A 26,526-nucleotide genomic window follows, 5' to 3' on the forward strand; every position below is an offset into this window, starting at 1 on the left:
GCTTCAATACAAAATAAAGCCATTCACTCCGTTCATTACTTTTGTTGTTTATATACTTTTTGTTAAAACTTACGTTTACCCACGTATATAAACAACAAAACCCGACTTAATAGTCGGGCTCTATTTTGTCTTGGCGGAAGAGGAGGGATTCGAACCCTCGGTACCGTTTCCAGTACGACAGTTTAGCAAACTGTTCCTTTCGGCCACTCAGGCACTCTTCCTCGTTTTGACATTGCAAACATAAGGCAATTATTTTATTCTGCAAAGTCTATTTTATAAAAAAAATAAAAAAAAATCGTAAGGTTTTAGTAAGCGATTGTATGTCAATTTATTGCTCATCCAATAAATTTCACTTATTTTTTCTTACTGAGATCGTAATCAACCCTGACATGATAAATACTCTTCAACATGGCCTTGAAAATATTTGAAGACTCCGTGATTTCTTTCAATGTGATGTTACTATTTGCAAATTGATTTAATTTTAATTTGTGTTCAATGATCTTATCAACTAGTGTATTGATCGACTCTTCTGTATGCTCTTTAAGGGCTCTAGATGCTGCTTCTACAGAATCGGCCATCATGAGTACTGCCGTTTCTTTGGAATAAGGAATTGGCCCTGGATATTGATACAACGATTCGTCAACAAGTTTGTCCGGATTGTTCTTGATAAATAAATTATAGAAGTAATCGACTTTTGTGGTACCGTGGTGTGTTTTGATGAAATCGATAATCACATCAGGAAGTTGATTTCTCTTTGCTATTTCAACTCCTTTGATGACATGGGAAATAATAATTTGCGCACTCTGTTCTGGAGATAGCTCATCATGTGGATTCTTTTCTGTTTTTTGATTTTCAATAAAAAACTGTGGGTTTGTTATTTTTCCGATATCATGATATAATGCTCCTGCACGTACGAGTAGGGGATTTCCGCCTATTCTATAAATAGCAGCTTCCGCTAAATTAGCGACTTGAAGCGAATGCTGGAAAGTCCCTGGTGCTTTAAAGGATAGTTCTCGTAGTAGTTTGGAATTACTATTGGTAAGTTCCATGAGCGTTAAATCCGAAACAATGCCAAAGAGTTTCTCAAATGCGTATACCAATGGATATGCCATTAAGGTAATCATGACACTGACAACAAAAGGTATGACGTCCATGATATTGATCGTACTCAGGGAACCATTTCGTGTGAGAAGAAGACCAAAATAGGCAATGAGGTAAGTGGCGAGTATAATCGCAGATGAAATAAAGAACTGCTCTCTCTTAACTAGAGTTTTGATGCTATAGATCGCAACTATACCGGCCATAAATTGTAAAAAAACAAATTCATATGAATTGGGAACGAATAAAGCGGCTAGCAATACCATGAGTAGATGGATGTTTAAAGCTACTCTTGAGTCAAATAGAATCCGGATGATGATCGGTACGGAGCAAAAGGGGATATAGTATAAATTGGGAATCTTAATTTTAATCGCCCACGATAACGCACCGAGCATCCCGATGATCACAATCATAATAATCGAAAGTAGGCGGTTGTTGTAGTAGATATCTTTTCGGAACAGATAGAGAAATACCAATAAGATGGATAATGCTAATGAAATAATCAAAAACTGACCTAAGGTAACATAGGTTTGGTTACCTGATATTTTACCTTCGTCTTCGTAGATCTTACGAAGTGATTCTAACTTTTGGTAGGTTTCATTGCTGATAATCTTATCCTTCTCGGCTATAAGCTCGCCTTTTTGTACCACCCCCCGAGTAGAGGAAATATTGGCTAAAGCTGTTTGTTCTAGTCGTTCTGTTTGTTGATCGTTGTAGACGTAATTGAGCGTAATGTAGTTTTTTAAGGTTTCTAATAGCCACTTTTTGTAGACGATCTTGGACGAATTGTTGAGGACTGAATTTGCATATTCATAGGATGATTCTATGGTGTAACAGTCGGCTGTATTTTTTTGAGTGGCTACTTTGTCTTGGATCAGGGTAAAATTATACTGTTTTGCAGCGGGACTTTTGTCGTCATTTCGATTTTGAAATCGATTATTAAGAGATAAGATACCACGATCATAGAGATGTGATAATATCGCATTACCTACTGCTCTATAGTCTTGGATTTTTTGAGGGGTCGTATCCAATTTATTGGTTTGCCATCTTTCAGCTAAATCCGTTTCAAATTGATCAATCTGTTCTCTACTGATGGTCGAATTGACATCGTAGATAGGTTGAATGGTTTTGAGGATATTTTTTTTATCCTCATTTAATTCTTCTTGTGTTTTAAGAATAGCAAAATTATAGGGGGAAATCAAATTTTCATGATCCCACACTTTTCCTTTCTGAAATTCGTAACGAAAGCGTGCTTGCTTGGGAAGGAATATACAAATAAGAATAATGGTCGCCAATATTAAACTGATCTTACGAATGAGGTTAAGATTGTTGTCGGATTCGCGATTATATTTAATTTTTAATCTACTCACGGAATTGAATTGTTGTTGGATAATAAAGAATTACTCAAGCAAATGTACTTAAAAATGTCCTATTATTAAGTTCTTTATCCATAGCAATCGGGGCTATATTTAATTTTTTTGATTTAAATTCGAGGCTTCCGCAAGACTTAATTATCTTTGTGAAAACAAATCAAAGACTCATGTCAAGTAAAAAGCATCTTATTGCACCTTCAGTTTTGGCAGCGGATTTCGCTAAATTATACGATGATATTATAATGGTAAACAATAGTGAGGCCGATTGGTTTCATATTGATATCATGGATGGCGTATTTGTGCCAAATATTTCTTTTGGTTTTCCGGTCATGCAAGCAATTGCAAAACATGCTACAAAACCGTTAGATGTACATTTAATGATTGTAGATCCAGATCGTTATTTACAGGTGTGCAAGGATTCGGGAGCTGCGGTGATTACTGTACATTACGAAGCATGTACGCATTTGCACCGTACTTTAGCAGCGATTAAGGAGTTGGGATGTAAGGCTGGGGTAGCATTAAATCCACATACTCCGGTTTCTTTGTTGGCAGACGTTATTGCTGACTTAGATTTGGTCTGCTTGATGTCTGTTAATCCTGGTTTTGGAGGTCAAAAATTTATTCAACATACGTATACTAAAGTAAAACAATTGCGTGCTATGGCTGCGGGTGTGAATGATGGCTTGTTAATCGAAATCGATGGTGGGGTTGGTGTAGGTAATGCTGCTGCGTTGCTTCAGGCTGGTGCTGATGTTTTGGTTGCCGGTAGCTCGGTTTTTGCAGCTGCTGATCCAACTCAGTCTATAGCAGACTTAAAAGCGGTTGATATTCAGTTACAAAATATTTAATCAAAATAAAAGGGTATAAAAAAGGGGGAAATCAGACATGGTTTTCCCCTTTTTTATACCCTTTGCTACGATCATATTTTAATATCAGCGTCAAAATATACTGATATGAATTGCTGTTTATTTGATGAAAATCGTCTGCAAATAATTGTATGTTAGGGCTTTATTTTATTTTATTATGGAAAATAATTCTTGTTTAGAATATTTCCAAATTGAGTGAATAAATGGTAATGATAGCTATTAACTATTGATTTTTAGTATTTTTGTGCTCACATTTCAGCATTGATTTTATCGAGAAATAGATCCTTAAAACCAATAAAGTGTAAAGTTAATCTTAGTGTCACGGTGTCTCGTATAGCATGATGTTTTTTTTGGCTTAATTTATTAAACTTGTGGCTGTATTGGAAAACTGCAATGTGTATTTTTTTGAACAGCCTTTAACATATAAAAGATTTATAAACTATGAGTATTTACAACGATTACGTACAAGAGGTTGTAGAACGAAAAGGTCAAGGATTAAATCCTAAACCAATTGATGGAGCAGAATTATTAAGTGAGGTTATTGCTCAAATTAAAGATTTAAATAACGAAAATAGAGCTGATTCTCTGAACTTGTTTATTTACAATACCCTGTCTGGCACGACTAGTGCAGCTGGTGTAAAAGCAATATTCTTAAAAGAAATTATTCTGGGAAAAGAGGTAGTCGCAGAAATTACACCAACTTTTGCATTTGAGTTATTATCTCATATGAAAGGTGGTCCTTCTATCGAAGTACTTTTGGATTTGGCGTTAGGGGATGACGTAGCTATTGCGAAGCAGGCTGCTGAAGTTCTTAAAACACAAGTTTTTCTTTATGAGGCGGATACTACGCGTCTGAAAAATGCTTTTACTAACGGTAACGTCATTGCAAAAGAAATTCTAGAGAGTTATGCTCAAGCTGAATTTTTTACAAAACTACCTGAATTGCCAGAAGAAATAAAGGTGGTTACTTTTATCGCTGGTGAAGGTGATATTTCTACGGATCTGTTATCTCCAGGTAACCAGGCGCATTCGCGCTCGGATCGTGAGCTACATGGTCAATGTATGATCACTCCAGAGGCACAACAACAGATTAAAGCTTTACAGGCACAGCACCCAGATGCTAGTGTGATGTTGATTGCTGAAAAAGGTACTATGGGAGTGGGGTCTTCTAGAATGTCAGGTGTAAATAATGTGGCATTGTGGACAGGTAAACAAGCTAGTCCTTATATTCCATTTGTTAACATTGCTCCAATTGTGGGAGGTACTAATGGTATTTCTCCAATTTTCTTGACTACGGTAGATGTGACAGGTGGTATTGGAATTGATCTTCAGAATTGGAAGAAAAAAGTAGATGCAAATGGTGAGGTTATTCGTAATGAAAATAATGAGCCCATTTTAGAGCAAGTATATTCAGTTGCTACAGGTACTGTTCTTACGATCAATACTAAAACTGAAAAATTATATCATGGAGATCAAGAGTTAATCGACATTTCTAAATCTCTTACTCCTCAGAAAAGAGAATTTATCAAAGCAGGTGGTTCTTATGCTATTGTATTTGGTAAGAAAATCCAAACATTTGCGGCTGGGGTATTAGGTATTGAAATTCCAAGAGTATTTGCTCCTTCTAAAGAGATTTCTATTGAAAACCAAGGTTTAACTGCTGTAGAGAAAATCTTCAATAAAAATGCTGTCGGTACAACTCCAGGAAAAGTATTACATGCTGGTTCTGATGTTCGTGTTAAGGTGAATATTGTAGGTTCTCAAGATACAACAGGTTTAATGACTGCTCAAGAGTTAGAAGCGATGGCTGCAAAGGTCATTTCTCCAACAGTAGACGGTGCTTATCAATCAGGTTGTCATACGGCATCTGTATGGGATAAAAAAGCGCAGGCTAATATTCCTAAATTGATGAAGTTTATGAATGACTTCGGATTGATTACAGCGCGTGATCCAAAAGGAGAATACCATGCTATGACCGATGTTATCCACAAGGTATTAAATGATATTACGATTGATGAGTGGGCGATCATCATTGGTGGCGACTCGCATACGCGTATGTCCAAAGGTGTAGCTTTTGGAGCTGATTCGGGAACTGTTGCCTTGGCATTAGCTACTGGTGAAGCTTCGATGCCGATTCCAGAATCTGTAAAAGTAACATTTAAAGGGAGTATGAAACAGCACATGGATTTCCGTGATGTGGTTCATGCGACACAATCTCAGATGTTACAGCAATTTGGTGGAGAGAATGTATTCCAAGGTAGAATCATCGAGGTTCATATCGGTACACTACTTGCCGATCAGGCGTTTACATTTACGGATTGGACTGCAGAAATGAAAGCAAAAGCTTCGATCTGTATTTCCCAAGATGAGACGCTAATTCAATCACTAGAAATTGCTAAGAGCCGTATCCAAATCATGATTGATAAGGGTATGGAAAATAAAAATCAAGTATTACAAGGATTAATCGATAAAGCTAACAAACGTATCGAGGAAATTAAAACGGGTGTAAAACCTGCTTTGACTCCAGATGCAAATGCAAAATATTATGCTGAAGTGGTGATCGATCTTGATATTATTGATGAACCGATGATTGCTGATCCTGATGTCAACAATGTGGACGTTTCAAAACGTTATACGCATGATGCTATTAGAGAGCTTTCTTACTATGGCGGTGACAAAAAAGTGGATTTAGGTTTTGTAGGTTCTTGTATGGTACACAAAGACGATTTAAAAATCGTTTCTCAAATGCTGAAGAACGTCGAGAAACAACTTGGTGTTGTTAAGTTTAATGCACCATTGGTTGTTGCAGCTCCTACTTACAACATCATAGATGAATTGAAAGCAGAAGGCGACTGGGAATATTTGCAGAAATATTCTGGTTTTGAATTCAGTGATATTTTACCAAAAAGTACAGCACGTACTGAGTACGAAAATATCATGTATTTAGAGCGTCCGGGGTGTAATCTATGTATGGGTAACCAAGAAAAAGCAGCAAAAGGTGATACGGTAATGGCTACTTCTACTCGTCTTTTCCAAGGTCGTGTAGTAGAAGATCGAGATGGTAAAAAAGGTGAATCTTTATTAGCGTCTACTCCAGTGGTTGTGCTTTCTGCTATCTTAGGTAGAATTCCAAACATGCAAGAGTATAAAGCTGCTGTTGAAGGTATCAACTTAACCAAATTTTCTCCTATTTCGACAAAGTAAAAACTAATACTGGAGTTTGAGTAAATAACTTATATAAGTATCATAAAATTAGAAATATATGGCTTTTGATATAGAAATGATTAAAAAGGTATATAACCGTTATGAGGAGCGTGTAAACGCTGCTCGTAGCTTGGTTAATAAACCTTTAACCCTATCTGAGAAAATTTTATATACTCACTTATGGGATGGAAATGCAACTGAAACATACGATAGAGGTGTATCTTATGTTGATTTTGCTCCAGATCGTGTAGCAATGCAAGATGCGACTGCACAAATGGCATTATTGCAATTTATGCAAGCGGGTCGTCCTCAAGCGGCTGTTCCATCAACAGTACACTGTGATCACTTGATTCAAGCGAAAGAAGGTGCTCAAGTAGATTTGCAAAGAGCGAATACAGAATCAAAAGAAGTATTTAATTTTTTAGGTTCTGTCGCAAATAAATATGGTATCGGTTTCTGGAAACCAGGAGCGGGTATTATTCACCAAGTCGTTTTAGAAAACTATGCTTTCCCTGGCGGTATGATGATCGGTACAGATTCACATACGGTTAATGCTGGTGGTCTAGGTATGTTGGCTATTGGGGTTGGTGGTGCAGATGCATGTGATGTCATGGCTGGTCTACCTTGGGAACTTAAATTTCCTAAATTAATTGGTGTTAAATTAACAGGTAAATTAAGTGGCTGGACTTCGCCTAAAGATGTGATCTTAAAAGTTGCGGGTATCTTAACTGTAAAAGGTGGTACTGGTGCTGTTGTAGAATATTTCGGTGAGGGTGCTCAATCTATGTCTTGTACTGGTAAAGGTACAATCTGTAATATGGGTGCTGAAATTGGTGCAACGACATCTACATTTGGATATGATGAGTCGATGGAGCGTTATTTACGTGCTACTGGTCGTGCTGATGTAGCTGATGCGGCAAATGCTGTTAAGGAGCACTTAACTGCCGATGCTGAAGTATACGCAAACCCAGAATTATATTTTGATCAACTTATTGAGATTAATTTATCTGAACTCGAGCCTTCATTAAATGGTCCTTTTACACCAGATCTATACACACCAGTTTCACGTATGCGTGAAGAGGCTGCTAAAAATGGTTGGCCTACAAAAGTGGAGTGGGGATTGATCGGTTCATGTACCAACTCTTCTTATGAAGATCTGTCACGTGCTGCTTCTATCGCTAAGCAGGCTGTTGATAAAGGTTTGGTAACAAAAGCTGAATTTGGAATCAACCCAGGTTCTGAGCAAGTACGTTATACCGCAGATCGTGATGGTTTATTGAAAACTTTTGAAGATCTGAATGCAACCATCTTTACAAATGCTTGCGGTCCATGTATTGGTATGTGGGATCGTGTAGGTGCTGAAAAGCAAGAGAAAAATACAATCGTCCACTCATTCAACCGTAATTTTGCAAAACGTGCGGATGGTAACCCGAATACATTTGCTTTCGTAGCTTCTCCTGAGATCGTTGCAGCAATTGCAATTTCGGGTGATTTGGGCTTCAACCCTTTGACAGACACGTTGACAAATGCTAACGGTGAGCAGGTTAAGCTGGATCCTCCTACGGGTGATGAATTGCCTGAAAAAGGATTTGCAGTAGAGGATGCTGGATATCAAGCTCCTGCTGAAGATGGTTCTGCTGTCGCAATTGATGTAGATCCTAATTCTGACCGTCTGCAATTATTAGAGCCTTTTGCTGCTTGGGAAGGTACTGACCTGAAAGGTTTAAGATTATTGATTAAGGCTAAAGGTAAATGTACTACTGACCATATTTCTATGGCTGGCCCTTGGTTGAAATACCGTGGTCATCTGGATAATATCTCCAACAATATGTTGATCGGCGCTGTTAATTACTTCAATGAAAAAACAGATTCGGTTAAAAATCAATTGACTGGTGAATATGGTCCTGTTCCTGCGACACAACGTGCTTATAAAGCTGCTGGTATCGGATCGATCGTAGTTGGTGATGAAAACTATGGAGAAGGTTCTTCTCGAGAGCATGCTGCTATGGAGCCTCGTCACTTGGGCGTTCGTGCGGTGTTGGTGAAATCTTTTGCTCGTATCCATGAGACGAACTTGAAGAAACAAGGCATGTTAGGTTTGACTTTTGCTGATAAGGATGATTATGATAAGATCCAAGAGGACGATGTAATCGACATCTTAGGATTGACAACTTTTACTCCTGGACAGCCACTTACTCTGGTCCTTCACCACGCGGATGGAACGGAAGATCAAATTTTAGCAAACCACACTTACAATGCTCAACAAATTGAGTGGTTTAAAGAGGGTGGTGCTTTGAACATTATTCGTAAAAATCAAGTAAAATAAAGTAATTATTTTGCTTATCTAAATATAACCCGGTACTTTTGTGCCGGGTTTTTTATTGACAAACAATATGAATAAATTTTTATTGGCCTTAAGTGTGCTAACAGTGTCTGCTTCTTCTTTATTTGCACAAGATCATAGTAGTGAATTACCTGCAAAACCAATCGCTAAAAGTATATTCAATCCGAAATATTCGCGTACGGAAAGCAACAAAGGCAAGTTTTATTTTCACTGGGGATATAACTTTTCATCTTATGCCAAAAGTGATATTCGGTTTAAGGGTACGGGATATGATTTTACTTTATTGGATGTAAAAGCATCGGATAGACCGACTAAATTGTCGATGACCTATATTAACCCTGCTACAATTTCTATCCCTCAATTCAATTTCCATTTTGGGTATTTTATCAAAGATAATTATTCGATATCATTGGGCTGGGACCATATGAAATATGTGGTGGATATTCCACAGACGGTACGAATTAAGGGACATATCAGTCCTGAAATTTCTGAACCTGGCATTCCAACTGGTGGTATGGCCGGAACTTACAATGGTGAGGAGGTTACTTTAGTGGATTCGGTACTGAAATTTGAACATACAGATGGATATAATTTTGCTTCTGTTGCCTTGGAAAGACATGACGATATCTGGGTTTCTAGAACGGGGAAATCTTATTTGTCAATGGAAACTGGTGCTGAACTTGGGCTGCTAGTGCCAAGAACTGATGTTCGATTATTTGGAGTAGGAGAGAATAACTTTTGGAATATTGCTGGTTATGGTGCTGCTGCAAAAGTTGGTTTGCAATATCACTTTTTGAAGTGGATGTATTTGCAAACAAGTTTTAAAACCGGGTGGACAGATCTTAATAATATCCGTACTACGGGGAGAAACAATATTGATAAGGCAAGTCAGTCGATATGGTTCTTTGAGAACTATTGGGTGCTTGGTTTCAAATTCTAAATTTTAAAAGCGGATGATTGTCATCCGCTTTTTTTACATTAAATATCTGAAAGCTGAAAACTTTCTTTTAGTCTTATTCCTTTTTCTGTATGCTGTAAAGTACAACAAGCATTGACCGCATCATGTTCTAAGAAAAGGATGTATTCTCGATCTACTATCTCTTGCCAGTAGTTATTCCTTTCTTCCATGGTAGTGAGCGGTCTTATGTCATAGCTCATGACGTAGGGAAGGGGAATATGTCCTACCGAAGGAAGTAAATCTGCCATATACAAGATTGTTTTATTTTTATATTGAATTTGGGGCAACATCATGGATTCGGTATGTCCGTGAGCATACCTGATCTGAATATTTGGACCAAATGGGCTGCTCTCTTTTTCAATAAATTTTAGTTGACCACTTTCTTGTATAGGTATTATATTTTCCTCCAAAAAAGAAGCCTTTTCTCTTGGATTTGGATGAATCGCCCAATCCCAATGTGCTGCATTGCTCCAATAATTAGCATTAGTAAATGAAGGACGTAATTTATCTCCTTGACGTGCAATGGCGCCACCACAATGATCAAAATGCAGGTGTGTCAAGATTACATCCGTGATATCTTCTCTATTGAAACCATGTTTTGCTAATGATTTATCTATGCTATTGTCTCCATGTATATAATAGTGTCCAAAAAATTTTTCGGATTGCTTATCTCCGAGTCCAGTATCGACCAGTATCAACTTTGCACCATCTTCTATCAAGAGTAAACGATTGGTCCATGTACACATATTATTCGAATCGGCAGGATTTGTTTTATGCCATATTGATTTGGGTACTACGCCGAACATAGCTCCGCCATCTAATTTGAAGTTTTGAGTTTCAATCGTATATAACTGCATAATTTTTTCTTTTTACGTATCTTATACGAATATACTAGTTTTGATCAGTAAAATAGAGGCATCAATGACAAGATCGTATAACGATTAATTTTCAATCATTTCTTGATAAATCAATTGGATACAATCCTTTAAAAATGGATTGAAATCGGTGTACTCGGGGACACGGCAACCATTGGTGATGACTACTATTCCAAATTTTGCTCGGGGATCAAAAAACATAGCGCTATAAAGACCGTATGCAGAACCTGTATGTCCGATCAACGTTTTATGCGGAACTAATTGGTCAGTTGACCTGAGTGCTAGTCCATAGCCTTCATCAGGTGTAATGGGGGTCTGCATGATTTTTGAACTGCTTTTTTTGATGATTTGCTGACCATTAAATCCTTTACCATAATTCATGTGCATACCCATATACTTCGCTAGATCAACGGCTGAAATTTTCATTCCTCCAGTAGGCGAGAAGACGGGAGTGGAATGGCCTAATGTGTAATTTTTGATTTCTAATGATCGCGGATTATAGGCACTGGTTTGGGGACGGAATCCACTTTTATCATGGTCATATTCATAAAGTGTGACAAACTTATTTTTATCTAAGGAGTCAACACAATAACCTGCATACAATTGCAAAGGATCTAGGATATGTTCTTTGATATATAAATCAAATCTTTGTCCGGATAAACGTTCAATCACTGCTCCAATCATATTAAAATTGAGGTTGCAGTATGCATATTTTGTCCCTGGCTCATAGTTGCTATACGAGTTTATGTATTGATCTGAATGCGTAGGATTGATGACTTCTAAGTCAAAGTATCCATTTTTATCATTGATACTTGAGGTATGCGAAAGTATCATTCGTAATGTGATTTTCGTGTTTGGAAAATTAGGGTTTCTAATTTTGAATCCAATCAAATCACTGAAATCATCATCCAGGTGACATTTCTTTTGCTCGATCAATTGCATAATGGCAGTTGCCGAAAATGATTTGGAAATTGATGCTATTCTAAATATATCATCATTTTGCAAGGCTTGATTCTCTTCTATGTTTTTAAGTCCGTAGGAATTCGAAAATATTAATTTATTGTTTTTTATGACAGCAACTGATAGGCCAATAGCCTGATATTGTTGCATGATATCGGTTATTTTTTTATCAATAACAGTTGGTTGAGCTCGGCTTACTTGACTGCAACAGAAGGCTCCGAGTATAAGAATGAATAAGAATTTTTTCATGATTTATGGATTAGTATCGAAAGGTATAAATAATTAATAAATATAGTTGCATTAGTTTGCATTTTTATGTAGTCTTATTGCATACTCTAGCTGTATTTTCTTTTCTTCTTTTATGTTGGTTTGCTCACTTTTTTTTTAAAATCTTTTGTCAAACACATGAAAAGTCTATTTGAATTTTGTTTTAAAAAATAGTATCAACATGTTGTTTTTAAGGTGATTGTGTGTTTGTTTTTGGTTTCAAAATAATTTTATATTTATTTAAAATAAATCTAAATAGATTGAAAAAAAGATTGTAAGTTTGCATCCGAAATAAAATTTATCTTATTATCATACACTATGAAAAAGTCATTTCTCAGCTTAGTATTAAGCTTAGGATTAGTCGGGGGGATACAATTAGAAGGAATTGCGCAGCACAGTGGAATTCACGGAAAACTAAAAAATAAATCTGGGGCTCCAATTGAAGCTGCGACGATAATTGTTAAAGAATTAGGGAAGTCAACAGCAACTGATCGCAATGGATCATTTTCTTTTTCTTCGTTACCTGATGGATCTTATACTATCATCGTTAAAAGTTTGGGTAATGTCATTGACGAAGAGCGTATAAAAGTTGTCAATGGTAGTTCGCAACCTATCAACTTGGTAGGGGATCGCAGCGATTCTAAATTGGATATCGTGGACATTCGCGGGTATAATTCACATAATAATCAGACAGTCAGTGTTGGGAAAGCTGGAATTGCTGATAAAGATCTACCACAGAGTGTTCAGATTATAAACGAGCAGGTGATCAGAGATCAGCAAGTGAATCGGCTTAGTGATGCCTTAAAAAATGCCAATGGAATAGCCATAGGAGCAAATAGGGGGGGTGTTAATGAAAATTTCTATGCACGTGGTTATAGTCTTGGTGCAAATAATATCTTTAAAAATGGGGCACGTACCAATAATGGAGGCTCTATTGAGGCCAGTACATTGGAGTCTGTGGAGATTTTGAAGGGAAGTGCTGCATTGCTATATGGTGGTGTTACCGGTGGTGCTGTTGTCAATTTAGTGACCAAAAAGCCGAAATTTGAGTATGGTGGAGAGGCTTCGGTACGTGTCGGTAGTTATGATTTTTATAAACCGACAGTTGATGTGTATGGACCTATATCCGATAAATTAGCTTTCCGTGTGATCGGTACTTATGAAAAATCTGGCAGCTTCAGGGATCATGTCACTTCTGAAAGGTTATATGTAAATCCTTCTATTTTATATAAAATCAATGATCGTACGGATATCAACTTGATGTTTGACTATCTAAAAAGTGATTATACACCTGATTTTGGTATTGGATCAGTGGATGGAAAGCTTAACAAAGATGTAGGTCGTCATACCTTTTTAAATACGCTTTGGGCATATAATAAAACAAATACGAGTAATGGTCAGATTAATTTGAATCATCAATTTAATGATAACTGGAAGTTAAATGCAATAGCGAGTTACCAAAGCTATGGCCGTGATTATTATGGCTCAGATAGAATTCAAGCTGCTGCCAATGGTATTGCTGCTCGAAATCTGACGCGCTCAAAATCGGATGAGCTTACTTTCAATCAGCAGTTAAATTTGACTGGTACGGTAAATACAGGTGGCATTAAGCATAAAATTTTGGTAGGTGCTGATGCTGATCAGTCCAATACAAAGGCTTATGCATATCGTATTGATAATACTTTAAATATCAAGACAGTCACTTACGATCAAAAAGGATTGCCTGTCATCATGCCAGGATCGGTTTACGATAATATAAATGTTTTTGATCCGGCATCAACAGTATATACTTATATTCCTAGTCATTTTGAAAATAATCTAGCAAATCCTAAAGTTACAGTTCCTGCAGTGATGCAGACTGGGGTTAGAACAGATATGCCAGGAGCAGAATATTTAACCAGAACAACGACTAATATCTACCGTTATGGTGTGTTTTTACAAGATCTGATTGAGGTTACAGACAAATTTAAGGTACTTGCGGGTTTACGATATACATACCAAAGAACGCCTTATGCTGAAAAATATACCTATGCTACTGATGTAACTGAAGATGTTAAAAATTTGGATGCTAACCAAAAGGAATTGGGCGCAAAAGTTGATCAAGCTTGGTCTCCAAAATTTGGATTGATCTTCCAACCGATCCCAACTTCGAGTATTTATGTGACTTACGCGAATAACTTTACATCCAATGCGGGCTATGATGTGGATTATAGACCAATGGGCCCTTCGACTATAGATCAGTACGAGGCAGGTATTAAAAACGATTTTTTCAACGGACGTTTGACTGCGAATGCATCGGTATACCGGATCAACAACAATAGATTTGCACAGCAATTGTTGGTTAAACCTGATGGAACAAGTAACGGAGATACTAATATGAAAGAGTTTTCTGGTAAAACGGCTTCGGATGGTGTTGAGCTTGATGTAACGGGTTCTATATTGCCAGGATTGGACATCTTAGCTGGATATTCATATAACTATATGCGTTATACAGAGACGAGTCCTATAACAGAAATTACTACTGTTGTCAATGGTAGTCCAAAGGTTACTGAGGTTTCTGGTAATCAGGAAGATGTTCGTTTGGTCGGTACAACTGCACATACTGCTAATGGAACGATCTTCTATACTTTGCAACATGGTGGTGCTAAAGGATTAAAATTGGGCGTATCGGCATTTTATACAGGAAGAAGAAATGCAGGCTGGAATAATACGAAAATCAATGTGAGAGATGGTCTAGACCGCTTAATTACTGTCAGTCCTTTTACAACCGTAGATATCTCTGCTGGTTATACGTATAAAAAATGGAGTATTTTAGCTAAAATGTCTAATGTTAATAATGCTTTCAATTATTATATTCATGAAAATTACAGTGTGAACCCGATTCCACCAAGAAGTTTTATGACCACATTGACGTATAAATTTTAAATGTTTAGTTTGTTTATAGTTTATGTTAAAAGGGCCTCCATGGAGACCCTTTTTATATTGAATAGTATGTGATATACGTATTTTAAAGTTTACTGATTTTTTCAAGAAGATCTACAAGTCGGTTTGAATAACCGAATTCATTATCATACCATCCCACAACTTTAACCAGCCCGCCTACAATAGATGTTAATTGTGAATCAAATACACAGGAATAGGGATTGTTGATAATATCAACAGAGACTATTGGGTCTTCTGTGTAATAGAGTACATTTTTCAATTCACCTTCTGCAGCTTCTTTAAATTTTGCATTGATTTCTGTTACTGTCGGTTGATGTATCAACGTACAGGTGAAATCTGTCAAAGAGCCATTTAGGACAGGGACACGTATACCAGCACCACCTAATTTTCCTTCTAAATGAGTAAAAACGTTGGTAATTGCCTTAGCTGCACCAGTTGTGGTTGGAATAATAGAAGATGATGCTGCTCGTGCTCTACGAAGATCACGATGGGGGGCATCATGCAGATTTTGATCACCTGTCATGGAATGGACCGTCGTGATATACCCGTCCTTGATACCCCAGTTTTCATCTAATATTTTGACCAGCGGAGCAACATTGTTTGTCGTGCAGGATGCATTGGAGAGTATAGGTACGTTTAAATCAAATTCTTTATCATTAATACCTAATACAATTGTCGGTACATCTTTATCAGAGGATGGTGCTGAAATGATTACTTTCTTGGCACCGGCTAGTACATGTAAATTTGCTTTTTCTTTACTTGTAAAATGACCTGTTGACTCCAATACGACTTCAATATCTAAAATCTTCCAAGGAAGATTTTGCGGATTTTTTTCATTGGTTACCAAAATCCGTTGATCATTGATAATAAGGTGATGCTCATCAAAATCGACTGTACCTAAGAATGGCCCGTGAACTGAATCATACTTGAAAAGATGAGCTAATGTTTTTGTATCTGTAAGATCATTGATCGCAACAACTTTTAAATCATCTAATCCGCGAAGTAAAATGTTACGTAAAGTATTCCTTCCAATACGTCCAAACCCATTTATAGCAATATGCATAATTGACTACTATTTATGAAATTCGGCAATTGCCTCATTTACATTTTTGTCACCTTCCCACTGCGCCTTTAACTGACCATCAGCACCATAAACATAATTAGCTGGAAACTGCTCTGGAACATGTATTTTTTGAATAAACTCTTGGTTCTTGTCTACTAAAATTTCAACATTTTCCATCTTGGATAGTTTTGGAGCGAAGTTGTCGAAAAATCCCAATACTAATGCCGGATCATTCATGGAAACGTAATAGATATTGATATCTTTGAGTCTCTCTCTATTTTTTTCCAATTCTGTAGCTTCCTGTTGGCAATGGCTACATCCTGGATCAAATAAGATAAATACGGTGTTTTTATCTTTTGATACATCTGATTTTGTAACTTTAATTCCGGATTTTAACTGATAGAAAGTGAAATCTGGAAGCATTTTAGCGGCTTCTTTTGCCATGGCAGCAGGAGCTGCTTCATGAGCACTGTGATCGTGTGCACTATGGTCGTGACCATCATGTTCGTCATGAGCTTCAGTTTTTGTTGCTTCTTGGGTTTTGTTATTTGAATTGCAGGAGAAAAGCATAGATGCTGTTAAAATTCCTGATATGCCTAATATTAATTTTTTATTCATGGTAATGGTATCAATTATCTATCAAAACTATAAAAAATATTGAATTTAAATTTTAAAAATGCTCATAATGACATTGTACTGTATATCTAGATCCGTTTAGGTGATGATATTACGATCGTTGTCCAAGTTTTTTAAGGATGTTGATTCGATAATTGCTGGTTGTCCTTTGCCATATTCGTTGTTATATACTTTTAGTAATACACGTACAGAAGAAATGATCAACGGCCCAAATATAAGTCCGAGCATCCCGAATAGGTTTAACCCCAATAAAACACCAAATACGGTAATTAATGGTGGTACATCGCCTAATTTTCTTAGAATGGTGAAACGAAGCACATTATCAATACCGCCAATTAATATAAATCCATATAGAGCAAGTCCAATCGCATTGCCGGTAGATCCTATTGCGAGTAGGTAGATCGCTGTAGGGACATATACAGTCATGGTACCCAATACGGGTATAATGGTCGAAATAGCTGTGACGATGCCTAGCAAAATGGGGCTTTCGACTCCAAAAATCCAATAACCGATACCGGCTACGATCCCCTGACAGATGCCTAGAATCGGAATTCCGATTGCATTTGAACGGACCATCATACTTATTTCATTCCAAAGTTCAGTTTTACTTTGTTGTGAAAAAGGGATCGCATGCCCAATTGTTGATTCCATCTCCTTACTATAGTACTGCATGAAATAAAGTACAAATAAAGCAACAATGATATTAACGACGGTTTCTGCAACCGAATTCAGCACATTTGGGATGTATTTTGCCAATCTTTGGAGCGAATTGAGAATAGCTTCATCTGATAAATCTATATTTTTTAATACCGGTTTATTGTGCATGTAGTCCTTTACAGAATCAAATTTCGAAAGAATGTCTTTTTGATTGACAATAAGTTGTTCAAGCTGCGGTATTAAGTAATTGATCAATCCCCACAGCGGGAAAACGATAAAGATGACAGAGAGACTGATTAGAAAAATACTTGCTGCTGATTTGTTCCATCTTTTTTTCTCTGTCAGTGTATGGTATATATTTCTAAATAAGATGTAAAGTGTTACTGCACCTAAAAAGCCCGGTAAATAATAGGATAAATTTGTGAAAATTAATATACATATCAATAAAATGATCGTTATCAACATGATTTGGTTAATCGAATTGTTGTTTATTTGTTTATACTTCATGGTCGGCTCCTCAGAATAAGTAAATATTAAGTACTTTATTTGCTAAACTAAGATAAATTTGTTTTACCTAATTGCATATAATATAAAACAAATTTATCGATATCTCTGCTACGGTAAACATTATTTTATATGGGAAATATATTAAATATTATTGAGCAATTTTTTGAAAGAAATAAAAAAAGCTAGCTTTAAAGTATAGCTAGCTTAATTGAATCAAATTTCGTAGAGTTCCAGAGGCAATCCATCTGGATCTTCAAAAAATGTAAATTTTTTATGTGTCCACTCGTCTATACGAATAGGTTCTACAGCAATTTGCAACTTTTTTAAGAACTGAACTTCTTTTTCAATATCCGATACGGCAAAGGCGAGGTGCCTCAAACCTACAGCTTCGGGTTTAGAAATTCGTTGAGGTGGGTGTGTAAATGAAAACAATTCGATAATATAGCTGTCATTCAAAGCCAAGTCTAATTTGTATGAATTTCGACTCTCGCGATATACTTCCTGAATAATAGTCAATCCCAATATATCTGTATAGAACTTTTTAGATCGCTCATAATCACTACAAATGATAGCGATGTGATGTACTTGCTGTAAATTTAGTGGCATATTGTTTTATTTAGCACGTTCATATTGTGATGGCCAATCTATTTTATCTCCTAAGACTTCTGCAAAATGAAATGGAAGATGTGGGTTTTTTAAAAAAGCGCGCGCTATCATTATGATATCTGCTTTATTATCTTGTAGGATCTGTTCAGCATGAACGGCTTCTTTTATAAGTCCGACAGTGGCTGTTGTGATGCCTGTTTCTTTCTTTATTGCTTCGGCAAACGGAAGTTGATAATCGGGCTGAGCATTTATTTTTTGATATACAACCGCCCCTCCTGTAGAAACGTCTATCACTTCCACGCCGCATTTTTTTAATTCATGTGCAAGCGCGATAGATTGTTCCAAGTCCCAACCATCGGCAGCCCAATCTGTGGCGGAGATTCTGACCCATAGCGATTGTGAGGTAAGCTCCTGTTGGATTGCATCAATGATCTCCAATAAAAATAATATTCTATTTTGAAATGAACCTCCATATTGATCTGTTCTGATATTGGACAGTGGGGATAGGAATTGATGTATAAGATAACCATGTGCTGCATGAATCTCGATAATATCGTAACCGGCTTGAACAGCTCTTCGAGCAGCGATTTTAAAGTCAGCGATTGTCTCTTTAATTTCGTCAATAGATAGTGGTAGGGGAGCAACTTCTTTTTCTGGTCTAAATGCTAAAGCTGAGGGTGCGACTGTTTGCCATCCATTTTCTGCCTCAGGTGAAATTTGATAATGATTTTCCCAAGGTTTTCCCGTACTAGCTTTACGGCCCGCATGTGCTAATTGAATGCCTGGAATGGCATTATGCTCTTTGATAAAGGTCGTGATTTCTTTAAATTTTTCGATGTGTTCATCTTTCCAAATACCCAAATCTCCAGCGCTGATTCTACCTTCTGGAGTTACCGCTGTGGCTTCTTGGATAATTGCGGCGGCGCCACCTGTCGCAAACTGGCCCAAGTGTACGAGATGCCAATTGTTGGCAAAACCATCAATAGCAGAATATTGACACATTGGAGAAACCACTAGCCTGTTTTTAAGTGTGATATGCTTGAGGTCTAATTTTGAAAATAAAATACTCATATACGAAAGAAATTAAAAATGAAATAAAAAAAGGAGCATGCGCTCCTTTAATTTTTATGATGGATTTGTGGACCATAAAGATGCAGATTTTAACATCGCTCTTCTTGGTAATTTCAAATTTGCAATAATCAATTCTGCAAAATCTTCAGGTTGTAATACCGATTCAGGATTTCCGTCTGTCAAACCTAATTCTTTGGACATATCCGATGCAATGGTACTAGGCATCAAGGTGCATACTCGAATATTGTGTTTACGAACTTCGCGCATAAGCGAATCTGCCATGCCAATAACAGCAAATTTAGATGCACTATAGGCAGATGTCGTTGGCGCTCCATTCAATCCTGCTGTGGATGAAACAAAGATAATATCTCCTTCATTTTTTTGGATTAATTGTGGAAGTATTGCCTTTGTGACGTAGTAACTACCCAATACATTGGTATTGATTATATCTGTCCATGTATCCGGGCTCATCTCCATCAAAGAACCAAAAGAAGCTATACCAGCATTGTTAATCACAATATCAAACTGTCCAAATGATTGGTTTAATTGTTCAATCGCTTGCTGTACAGCGGTTAAGTTTGAAATATCAAAAACAGCATATGTAGCCGTTACACCCAGACCTTTTAATTCGTTAACCGTCAATTTTAATTGCTCTTCATTGCGCCCTGTGATGGCAACATGTACCCCTTCTTTTGCCAATGCAAGGGCCGTTGCTTTGCCTAATCCACGAGCACCACCTGTAACCAGTGCTTTTTTTCCAGCTATATTTTCCATGTTTTAAAGGTAGCTATTCGAGTTAAGCTTAATGTCAATAGAATTTAAAATTTTATAAATTGTCCTCCAATATATGCGCAATAATGGGATAGGTGTTTTGTTTCACTTTCTTTAGGTTTCTTGCATCTAGCCATTCAGCCTGTGTGATATCTTCTTCCAGTTGTGGTACTAGCTTAGGGACTTTATTGACCCCCATTTCATACCAGTTTGTTTGTTTCAAAACAAATTCGCCATTTCTCAGATAATACGTATGATAGGAGGTCTGTATTTTTTTTCCGAGATAATCTATTTTTAAACCACACTCTTCTTCTACTTCTCTTACTGCAGCTTCTCTCATTTTTTCATGGCTTTCAACTTTACCTTTTGGAAGGTCCCATTTACCAAGTCTAAAAATGAATAAATAGTCTCCTTCGCCGTTTTTAACTAAACCGCCAGCCGCTTTTATAATTTTATGTTTTTCTTTTATTTTTTGAAAAACCGATTCACAATCCTTGTGTATATATAAAAATGATCTAGGAATGTCATTTTGTTCAGATAATTTAAAAAGTTTTTCAAGTTCAATATCTTGAACATCAATTGTTTGAGGGTTTTTAATGCCCGTAGGAACGAAATCTGCCAAAATTAGCACAGATTGGTTCATATAAATTTTATAAATTTGCGACATGAATAATTTAAATGAGGTTGAACAAAAAGTTGCTGAATCCTTATTGCAAATTAAAGCAATAAAATTGCAACCTAAAAACCCTTTTACTTGGGCATCGGGTTGGAAGTCTCCAATTTATTGTGATAATCGTATTACTTTATCGTATCCAGCAATCCGTACGTATATTCGTCAGAAGCTTTCAAAGTTGATTCAAGAAGAATTTGGATCTGTGGATATGATTTCTGGTGTCGCTACTGCAGGTATCCCACAGGGTGTTTTAGTTGCTCAAGATTTGGGTTTACCATTTTCTTATGTGAGAAGTAGTGCTAAAGATCACGGTCGTCAAAATATGATTGAAGGTGAGGTTGTTAGCGGTCAGCGTGTTGTTGTTGTTGAAGATTTAGTTTCTACAGGTAAAAGTAGTTTGGTAGCCGTAAAAGCGCTGCGTGAAGCAGGATGTAATGTAGTAGGTCTAGTCTCTATATTTACGTACGGTCTTGACGAGGCTACGAAGAATTTTGCTGATGCAAAATGTACCTTCCACAGTCTTTGTGATTACAATTCCCTTATTCAAGTGGCGGCAGAAAATGGTTTTATTTTTGAAGAAGATGTCGAGCTATTGAAAGATTGGAGAAAAAATCCATCGACTTGGTCACCGACAGTTTAATAAATAAAGAAAATTTTTATGACAACGATTCAGAATAATGTAACGATTGATAAGTCAGTTCAAGAGGTTTTTACTTTTTTAACAGATTTAAATAATCATGAGCAATTGATGCCTGAAAACATTTATAATTGGTCTTCCACTACTGATGAGGCACGCTTTACAATCCAAAATATGGCTAAATTGGTCTTGAAAGTTGAGGAACGTATCGTAGACCAAGAAATAAAGTTAGTGCCAGCAGAAAAAGCTCCTTTTGATGTTACATTAAAGTGGACTTTGTCAGCAATAGCAGCTGATGCAACAATAGCAACATTTACGATTGATGCTGATCTGAATATGATGATGAAAATGATCGCATCTGGTCCATTGCAAAAATTAGCTGATTTTCAAGTGAATAAATTGAAAGAGATTTTAGGATAATCTATCCCTATGTTATCCTGTAAATTTTCAGTCTATAAAGAAATGTCTTCCAATTTGGAAGACATTTTGAGTTTATAGTAATATGTTTATGCAAGTCTTTCGTGTACTATTTTCCAATTCACAACATTCCACCAGTTTTTGATATAGTCGGCTCTTTTATTTTGATAGTGTAGGTAATAGGCATGTTCCCATACATCAAGAGCCAAAACAGGAATTCCTCTTTGATCTACTACATCCATCAATGGATTGTCTTGATTGGCTGTAGATGTAATTTTTAATTTACCAGATTCGTCTAAGATCAACCATGCCCATCCAGAACCAAATCTCGAAGTTGCAGCCGTTGCAAACTGTTCTTTGAATTTTTCCATGCTTCCGAAAGATGAAGTAATCAGTTGCATTGTTTTCTCAGAAGGTCCCGTCTGCTTTGCGGATAAATTTTCCCAAAAGAAATTGTGATTCCATGCTCCCCCAGCATTATTTCGAGCCTTAGCAGAATATTTAGAAATATTTGCTAGTAATTGTTCTTCTGATGATTCCGAAATGTTTTCTGCAACGATCGCTTCATTGATCGCTTTGATATATGCAGCATGATGCTTTGTGTAATGGATTTCCATTGTTATCGCATCAATATTTGGCTCCAGATCGGAATACGCGTACGGTAATTTGATTTGACTAAAAGAAAGAGGAGCGGCTTGATTACGTGCAGGTTCGGCTTGTGCTAAATTAGTTAAAACACTGCCCGATACAGCGACAGCCAATGTTGCCTTAGCGGTGTTGTGAAGGAAATTTCTACGTGTTTGCATTCTTTTATTATTAAGTTAATAGTAGTAATATAACGTGTTTTTTTAGTTTTATTATTCTTTATTGCGGGAAATTTTGGAAGAGAACGAGAATGTTACCTAATCATGACTTTTTGCATATTTTATAAAATATAAATATTGTGTTTATCGTCTATTAATGTTAATAAAATTACATTGTAATATAATAGCTCAAGTTGTATTAACTTTTATTATTAACTAATTGTGATAAAGTGTTGATGTTATCGATACCATCATTATGAAGGTGGTAATTTTTATGTTGGGCTTTTTGTATATAGTTTCCAATAGTTTAATAAAGCCTAGTGAAATGCTTTTGTTTTAGACTCAGCTTGACTATTTAAATTAAGTTGTATTTTCTACGTATCCTTATTATAAAAGGTAATTATTGCTTAGCTTTTAATTTTTCGCATATTAAAAATATAGCAAATCCAATTATGGAGGGGACTACCCACCATAACTCATATCCGGCTAATGGAACTGATTGTAGCACTTTTTCTGCACCTCGTATATGGATGTCAAATCCTGCTAGCAGATAGATCGTAGAAAATAGGGTAGTTCCTGCTAAAGCTCCTATATAGGGTAATCTAGCCTTTATAAAACGTCCAAAAATCAACACATAAAGTACAAGGGTAATGACAATCGGGTAGATGAATGCTAAAAAAGGATAGGCAATCTGAATAATATATTCTACTCCTGTAATGGCAAGTACTGCTGAAAAAAGACAACAAATAATAACAATCCACTCGTAGGTAATTCGATTATTAAACAACTGACTGAAAAATGTACCGACAGCACAGGTCAATGCAATAGCAGTTGTTAAACAAGCTAATGCTATACTGATCGAAATGGCTAATACGCCATAAGTCCCAAATATTTTATTTGAAATAAACAGGAGTAATTCGGCACGTTTCACATCAGTAGATACGGGATATCCAGATTTAGCTCCTAAAAATATTAAACCACCATATATCAATAGTAGACAAAAGGTGGCAAGACATCCTGCACTCGTGACGATTCTACTTTTATCTTTACGTTTTTCATATCCTTTGGCTTTAGCGGCTGCGATAATGATACTACTAAAAATGACAGAAGCCAACACATCCAATGTTTGGTATCCTTCTATGAAACCAAGCTTAAAGGCCTGCATGGATTCCATCTGTTGTGCGATATTCGGTGATAACGGAAACAAAATTCCCATGATGATCATACCGATCAATAAAATCAAAAGTAACGGTGTCAGAAAATTTCCAATGACATTCACGACTTTGGAAGGGCGGATAGAAAGGATAAAAGTAACCGCAAAAAATAGTATTGAACCCCAGATGGGAGATAGGTTTGGAAATGCAGGCAATAAACCTACTTCAAAAGTAGTTGCGGCTGTTCTCGGAATGGCAATTAATGGTCCTATACCCAACATGATGATAATACCCAGTATAGTGGCTATATGAGGATGAGTTCGATTACCTAAATCTTTGAATGATTCACCTGAATTGATAATCGATAAAACGCCTAATAGAGGAAGTAAAATACCTGTGAGCCCAAAACCTACTATTGCCCAATCCCATTGATCCGCCGCATGGAGCCCTATAAAAGGAGGAAGGAGTAGATTTCCTGCTCCAAAAAACATGGCAAATAAGGCGAATCCTAGTGTGGTAATATCTTTGATTTGTTTCATCAATAGTTAATTATGTCCTTTCAAATAGGTCTGAGCTTCTTATCAACACAAGAGTGTTCATAGTCTGCACGTTGTAGATCTTTGAAATGTAAATAGTATTATCGAACGGCAAATATAGTAGGACTTCCCAATTAAACAAGAAATAAGTAGCGCTGTTTTTAAATAGCTTATTTATATTGTTGACTAAGTTGGGGAAATCAAATGCTGTGTAAGCAATATGCTTGCAGTAGTTTGAACGTCTGTGTTGCTGCGCAAAATGATCAGATCTAAGATTTTTTTTATCTTTCCTAAGTTATGCTGAAATCAATTGATCTCAAAAAAAGCTCGACTGTCACGGAGATATCATACATCTTATTAAAAATAAGAAAGCATCTTGATTTATGTCAAGATGCTTCATGCTATTATAAAATTGACTTTTAGGTCTATTTAATAAACTGCTTTATTTTCAATTTAAAGGTCACATCTCTACCTGCAGTAACAAGTTCATTTGCTTTGAAGATGATGACTTCATTTGGATTTTCAGATAATGATGTTCCTTTATACAATAATACATACCGATCAGCAGTAGGATATACAGCATGTGTTGGAGCACCTGCGTACACCATCCATGTTGGACCTGTTACTGGTACGTTCATGCTTGTGGCATCTAATCCTAATGATGTTGCTTCTTTGAAATCAAGTTCTTTTAAGTTCGCGATTTTGATATCTTCAATAGCTTTTCCTTTTAAATCAAAATATCCAAATTTATAAGCTGTTGTACTTGGCTTAAGCGTAGTACCGGAAGTCCCTGAGAAATTTACTAGACTTGTTTCGACAGTTTCAGTACTTTTATCATTTAATAAATCGTAAAATACTGTTTTCCCCGAAGCAACAGCAACAGTACCCGTTTTTACTTCTTTTTCTTTAAGGATATTGATATCATGCGATTCCGATTTTAATTGGTATCGTGCATTTCCATCTTTGGCTGTTACTTTATCTGCTTGCATAATGATGACTTCAGTTTGTGCACCACTTGTGATGTCTGCTTTTTTGTAGAATACAATATAACGATCTGCAGTCGGGTATACAGCATGATTATTTTTATAGTCATAAATAATCCAAGTTGGACCGTTTGCCGGTTCTCCTGCAGTTGATGCATCTATGGTTAAGAAATTTGTTTCTTTAACATCCAATTGGTTAAAGTCTGCTGTATTGGTCAATTTAATATCTGTGATACTCGTATTTTTCAAGTCAAAATATCCCATTTGATAGCCTTGGTTTCCCAAATCTAAACGAGACCCATACATACCTGAAAGTTTAAACGTATAAGAGCTTTCTGTCGCATCTTCTTGTTTCTTTAAGTCGTAAAATATGGTTTTACCACTTGGTACTGCAACATTAAGTCCTTCCGTTTTGAAAACTTCTTCTTCTATTGGATCTTCAACTTTATCTTTTTTACAAGCTGTAAATTGAAAAGAGGTCAGTGCAATAGCACTAACACACAGGATACTTTTTAATTTGTGTGATGATTTCATGATTAGACGGATTTAAAATTACGAGACAACTGCTTTTGAATTAAAGGTATTGGTAAAGGCTTCAAATGTCGCTAATGCAGCGTCAATAGCTTCTTGCTCGTCATTTTCGGCAACTTCTGCATTGATAATTGCAGTAAACTCCGCCCATTTTTCCATTGATTGGTCACCATAACCATTAAAAAAGTTGAATCCTGAGGCTATACCTCTATGTTGAAGCATTTTGACAATATGTGGTCCCCCCATGATAGATCCCTCTAATACATATAGGGCACCGATCGCTTGGTTTTTTGTGCTGATCGTTGGTAACACAACTTCAGGTAAGTTTTCTAAACTACCACCAAGTTCAATGATATCTTTGGCAACATGTGATGCATTTCTGCGTGTGGCATAGTAAGACGCTAAGCTTGTTGGTAATGCCGCTTCAATGTTTCCTTCTGCAGCATTGAAATAAGCATAGAAATATTTCAATACCTCTGCATAATCTAAGTTATTTTCAATAGCCTTCAATTTAAAAATAACATTTTTTTCTAACTCTTGATGGCCATTTTTTGTGGCTTCTTTGATTTTTAAGTTTAACATGATATTTGCTT

21 protein-coding genes and 1 tRNA gene are annotated in these 26,526 nt (G+C 36.4%); 7 read left to right on the forward strand and 15 right to left on the reverse strand.

Going from position 1 to position 26,526, the window contains the following annotated elements; all coding sequences use genetic code 11:
- Nucleotides 1–131: 131 nt before the first annotated feature.
- A tRNA-Ser gene (locus B3P23_RS05895) sits at nucleotides 132–221 on the reverse strand.
- Between the two features lie 132 nt (nucleotides 222–353).
- Nucleotides 354–2,468: an HD family phosphohydrolase gene (locus B3P23_RS05900; RefSeq protein WP_094773445.1), complete on the reverse strand. Its 2,115-nt coding sequence runs from the start codon at nucleotides 2,466–2,468 to the stop codon at nucleotides 354–356.
- A 170-nt stretch (nucleotides 2,469–2,638) separates the two neighbouring features.
- On the opposite strand from B3P23_RS05900, the gene rpe reads away from it, so the two are divergent.
- From rpe to B3P23_RS05920, 4 genes are all read left to right on the forward strand, one after another.
- A complete protein-coding gene (gene rpe / locus B3P23_RS05905; RefSeq protein WP_045752529.1) occupies nucleotides 2,639–3,319 on the forward strand; it encodes a ribulose-phosphate 3-epimerase in 681 nt (226 codons plus the stop codon).
- A gap of 459 nt (nucleotides 3,320–3,778) precedes the next feature.
- Nucleotides 3,779–6,541, forward strand: a complete 2,763-nt coding sequence (locus tag B3P23_RS05910; RefSeq protein WP_094773444.1) for a bifunctional aconitate hydratase 2/2-methylisocitrate dehydratase — start codon at nucleotides 3,779–3,781, stop codon at nucleotides 6,539–6,541.
- Between the two features lie 58 nt (nucleotides 6,542–6,599).
- A complete protein-coding gene (locus B3P23_RS05915) occupies nucleotides 6,600–8,867 on the forward strand; it encodes an aconitate hydratase (RefSeq protein WP_293925046.1) in 2,268 nt (755 codons plus the stop codon).
- A 67-nt stretch (nucleotides 8,868–8,934) separates the two neighbouring features.
- A complete protein-coding gene (locus B3P23_RS05920) occupies nucleotides 8,935–9,825 on the forward strand; it encodes a hypothetical protein (RefSeq protein WP_293925047.1) in 891 nt (296 codons plus the stop codon).
- 38 nt (nucleotides 9,826–9,863) lie between these two features.
- Here the strand turns inward: B3P23_RS05920 and B3P23_RS05925 are convergent, their stop codons facing one another.
- Both B3P23_RS05925 and B3P23_RS05930 read right to left on the reverse strand, forming a co-directional pair.
- The gene (locus B3P23_RS05925) at nucleotides 9,864–10,700 is read right to left on the reverse strand and encodes an MBL fold metallo-hydrolase (protein ID WP_094773443.1); all 837 of its coding nucleotides are present in this window, start codon (nucleotides 10,698–10,700) and stop codon (nucleotides 9,864–9,866) included.
- 84 nt (nucleotides 10,701–10,784) lie between these two features.
- Nucleotides 10,785–11,927 (reverse strand): serine hydrolase domain-containing protein, encoded by a 1,143-nt coding sequence (locus B3P23_RS05930; protein WP_293925048.1) that lies wholly within the window; start codon nucleotides 11,925–11,927, stop codon nucleotides 10,785–10,787.
- Nucleotides 11,928–12,263: 336 nt separating this feature from the next.
- Here B3P23_RS05930 and B3P23_RS05935 point away from each other — a divergent pair, with 336 nt between their 5' ends.
- Nucleotides 12,264–14,870: a TonB-dependent receptor domain-containing protein gene (locus tag B3P23_RS05935; protein ID WP_293925049.1), complete on the forward strand. Its 2,607-nt coding sequence runs from the start codon at nucleotides 12,264–12,266 to the stop codon at nucleotides 14,868–14,870.
- Nucleotides 14,871–14,952: 82 nt separating this feature from the next.
- Here the strand turns inward: B3P23_RS05935 and gap are convergent, their stop codons facing one another.
- From gap to B3P23_RS05970, 7 genes are all read right to left on the reverse strand, one after another.
- Entirely contained in the window at nucleotides 14,953–15,951 is a 999-nt protein-coding gene (gene gap / locus B3P23_RS05940) for a type I glyceraldehyde-3-phosphate dehydrogenase (RefSeq protein WP_293925050.1), read from the reverse strand.
- 9 nt (nucleotides 15,952–15,960) lie between these two features.
- On the reverse strand, nucleotides 15,961–16,569 hold the full coding sequence (locus tag B3P23_RS05945) for a redoxin domain-containing protein (RefSeq protein ID WP_094773439.1): 609 nt from the start codon (nucleotides 16,567–16,569) through the stop codon (nucleotides 15,961–15,963).
- A 96-nt stretch (nucleotides 16,570–16,665) separates the two neighbouring features.
- Nucleotides 16,666–17,709 (reverse strand): AI-2E family transporter, encoded by a 1,044-nt coding sequence (locus tag B3P23_RS05950; protein ID WP_293925051.1) that lies wholly within the window; start codon nucleotides 17,707–17,709, stop codon nucleotides 16,666–16,668.
- A 255-nt stretch (nucleotides 17,710–17,964) separates the two neighbouring features.
- Nucleotides 17,965–18,357 (reverse strand): VOC family protein, encoded by a 393-nt coding sequence (locus B3P23_RS05955; RefSeq protein ID WP_045752538.1) that lies wholly within the window; start codon nucleotides 18,355–18,357, stop codon nucleotides 17,965–17,967.
- 6 nt (nucleotides 18,358–18,363) lie between these two features.
- On the reverse strand, nucleotides 18,364–19,428 hold the full coding sequence (locus tag B3P23_RS05960; RefSeq protein WP_248753336.1) for an NADH:flavin oxidoreductase/NADH oxidase: 1,065 nt from the start codon (nucleotides 19,426–19,428) through the stop codon (nucleotides 18,364–18,366).
- Nucleotides 19,429–19,482: 54 nt separating this feature from the next.
- A complete protein-coding gene (locus tag B3P23_RS05965) occupies nucleotides 19,483–20,202 on the reverse strand; it encodes a 3-ketoacyl-ACP reductase (RefSeq protein WP_293925052.1) in 720 nt (239 codons plus the stop codon).
- A 52-nt stretch (nucleotides 20,203–20,254) separates the two neighbouring features.
- On the reverse strand, nucleotides 20,255–20,842 hold the full coding sequence (locus B3P23_RS05970) for an NUDIX domain-containing protein (protein WP_248753338.1): 588 nt from the start codon (nucleotides 20,840–20,842) through the stop codon (nucleotides 20,255–20,257).
- 22 nt (nucleotides 20,843–20,864) lie between these two features.
- Here B3P23_RS05970 and pyrE point away from each other — a divergent pair, with 22 nt between their 5' ends.
- Nucleotides 20,865–21,512, forward strand: a complete 648-nt coding sequence (gene pyrE, locus B3P23_RS05975; RefSeq protein ID WP_045752542.1) for an orotate phosphoribosyltransferase — start codon at nucleotides 20,865–20,867, stop codon at nucleotides 21,510–21,512.
- 18 nt (nucleotides 21,513–21,530) lie between these two features.
- Nucleotides 21,531–21,929, forward strand: a complete 399-nt coding sequence (locus tag B3P23_RS05980) for an SRPBCC family protein (RefSeq protein ID WP_293925053.1) — start codon at nucleotides 21,531–21,533, stop codon at nucleotides 21,927–21,929.
- Nucleotides 21,930–22,015: 86 nt separating this feature from the next.
- Here the strand turns inward: B3P23_RS05980 and B3P23_RS05985 are convergent, their stop codons facing one another.
- The 4 genes from B3P23_RS05985 to B3P23_RS06000 form a co-directional block, all read right to left on the reverse strand.
- Nucleotides 22,016–22,732 carry a superoxide dismutase gene (locus B3P23_RS05985; protein WP_293925054.1) on the reverse strand — a complete coding sequence of 239 codons (717 nt, stop codon included), beginning with the start codon at nucleotides 22,730–22,732 and terminating at the stop codon, nucleotides 22,016–22,018.
- A gap of 397 nt (nucleotides 22,733–23,129) precedes the next feature.
- Nucleotides 23,130–24,422 (reverse strand): branched-chain amino acid transport system II carrier protein, encoded by a 1,293-nt coding sequence (gene brnQ / locus B3P23_RS05990; RefSeq protein WP_293925055.1) that lies wholly within the window; start codon nucleotides 24,420–24,422, stop codon nucleotides 23,130–23,132.
- Between the two features lie 422 nt (nucleotides 24,423–24,844).
- A complete protein-coding gene (locus B3P23_RS05995) occupies nucleotides 24,845–25,936 on the reverse strand; it encodes a hypothetical protein (protein WP_293925056.1) in 1,092 nt (363 codons plus the stop codon).
- A gap of 18 nt (nucleotides 25,937–25,954) precedes the next feature.
- On the reverse strand, nucleotides 25,955–26,515 hold the full coding sequence (locus tag B3P23_RS06000; RefSeq protein WP_293925057.1) for a biliverdin-producing heme oxygenase: 561 nt from the start codon (nucleotides 26,513–26,515) through the stop codon (nucleotides 25,955–25,957).
- Nucleotides 26,516–26,526 lie beyond the last annotated feature (11 nt).

This window comes from Sphingobacterium sp. UBA6320 (assembly GCF_002440335.1).
GTDB lineage: Bacteria > Bacteroidota > Bacteroidia > Sphingobacteriales > Sphingobacteriaceae > Sphingobacterium.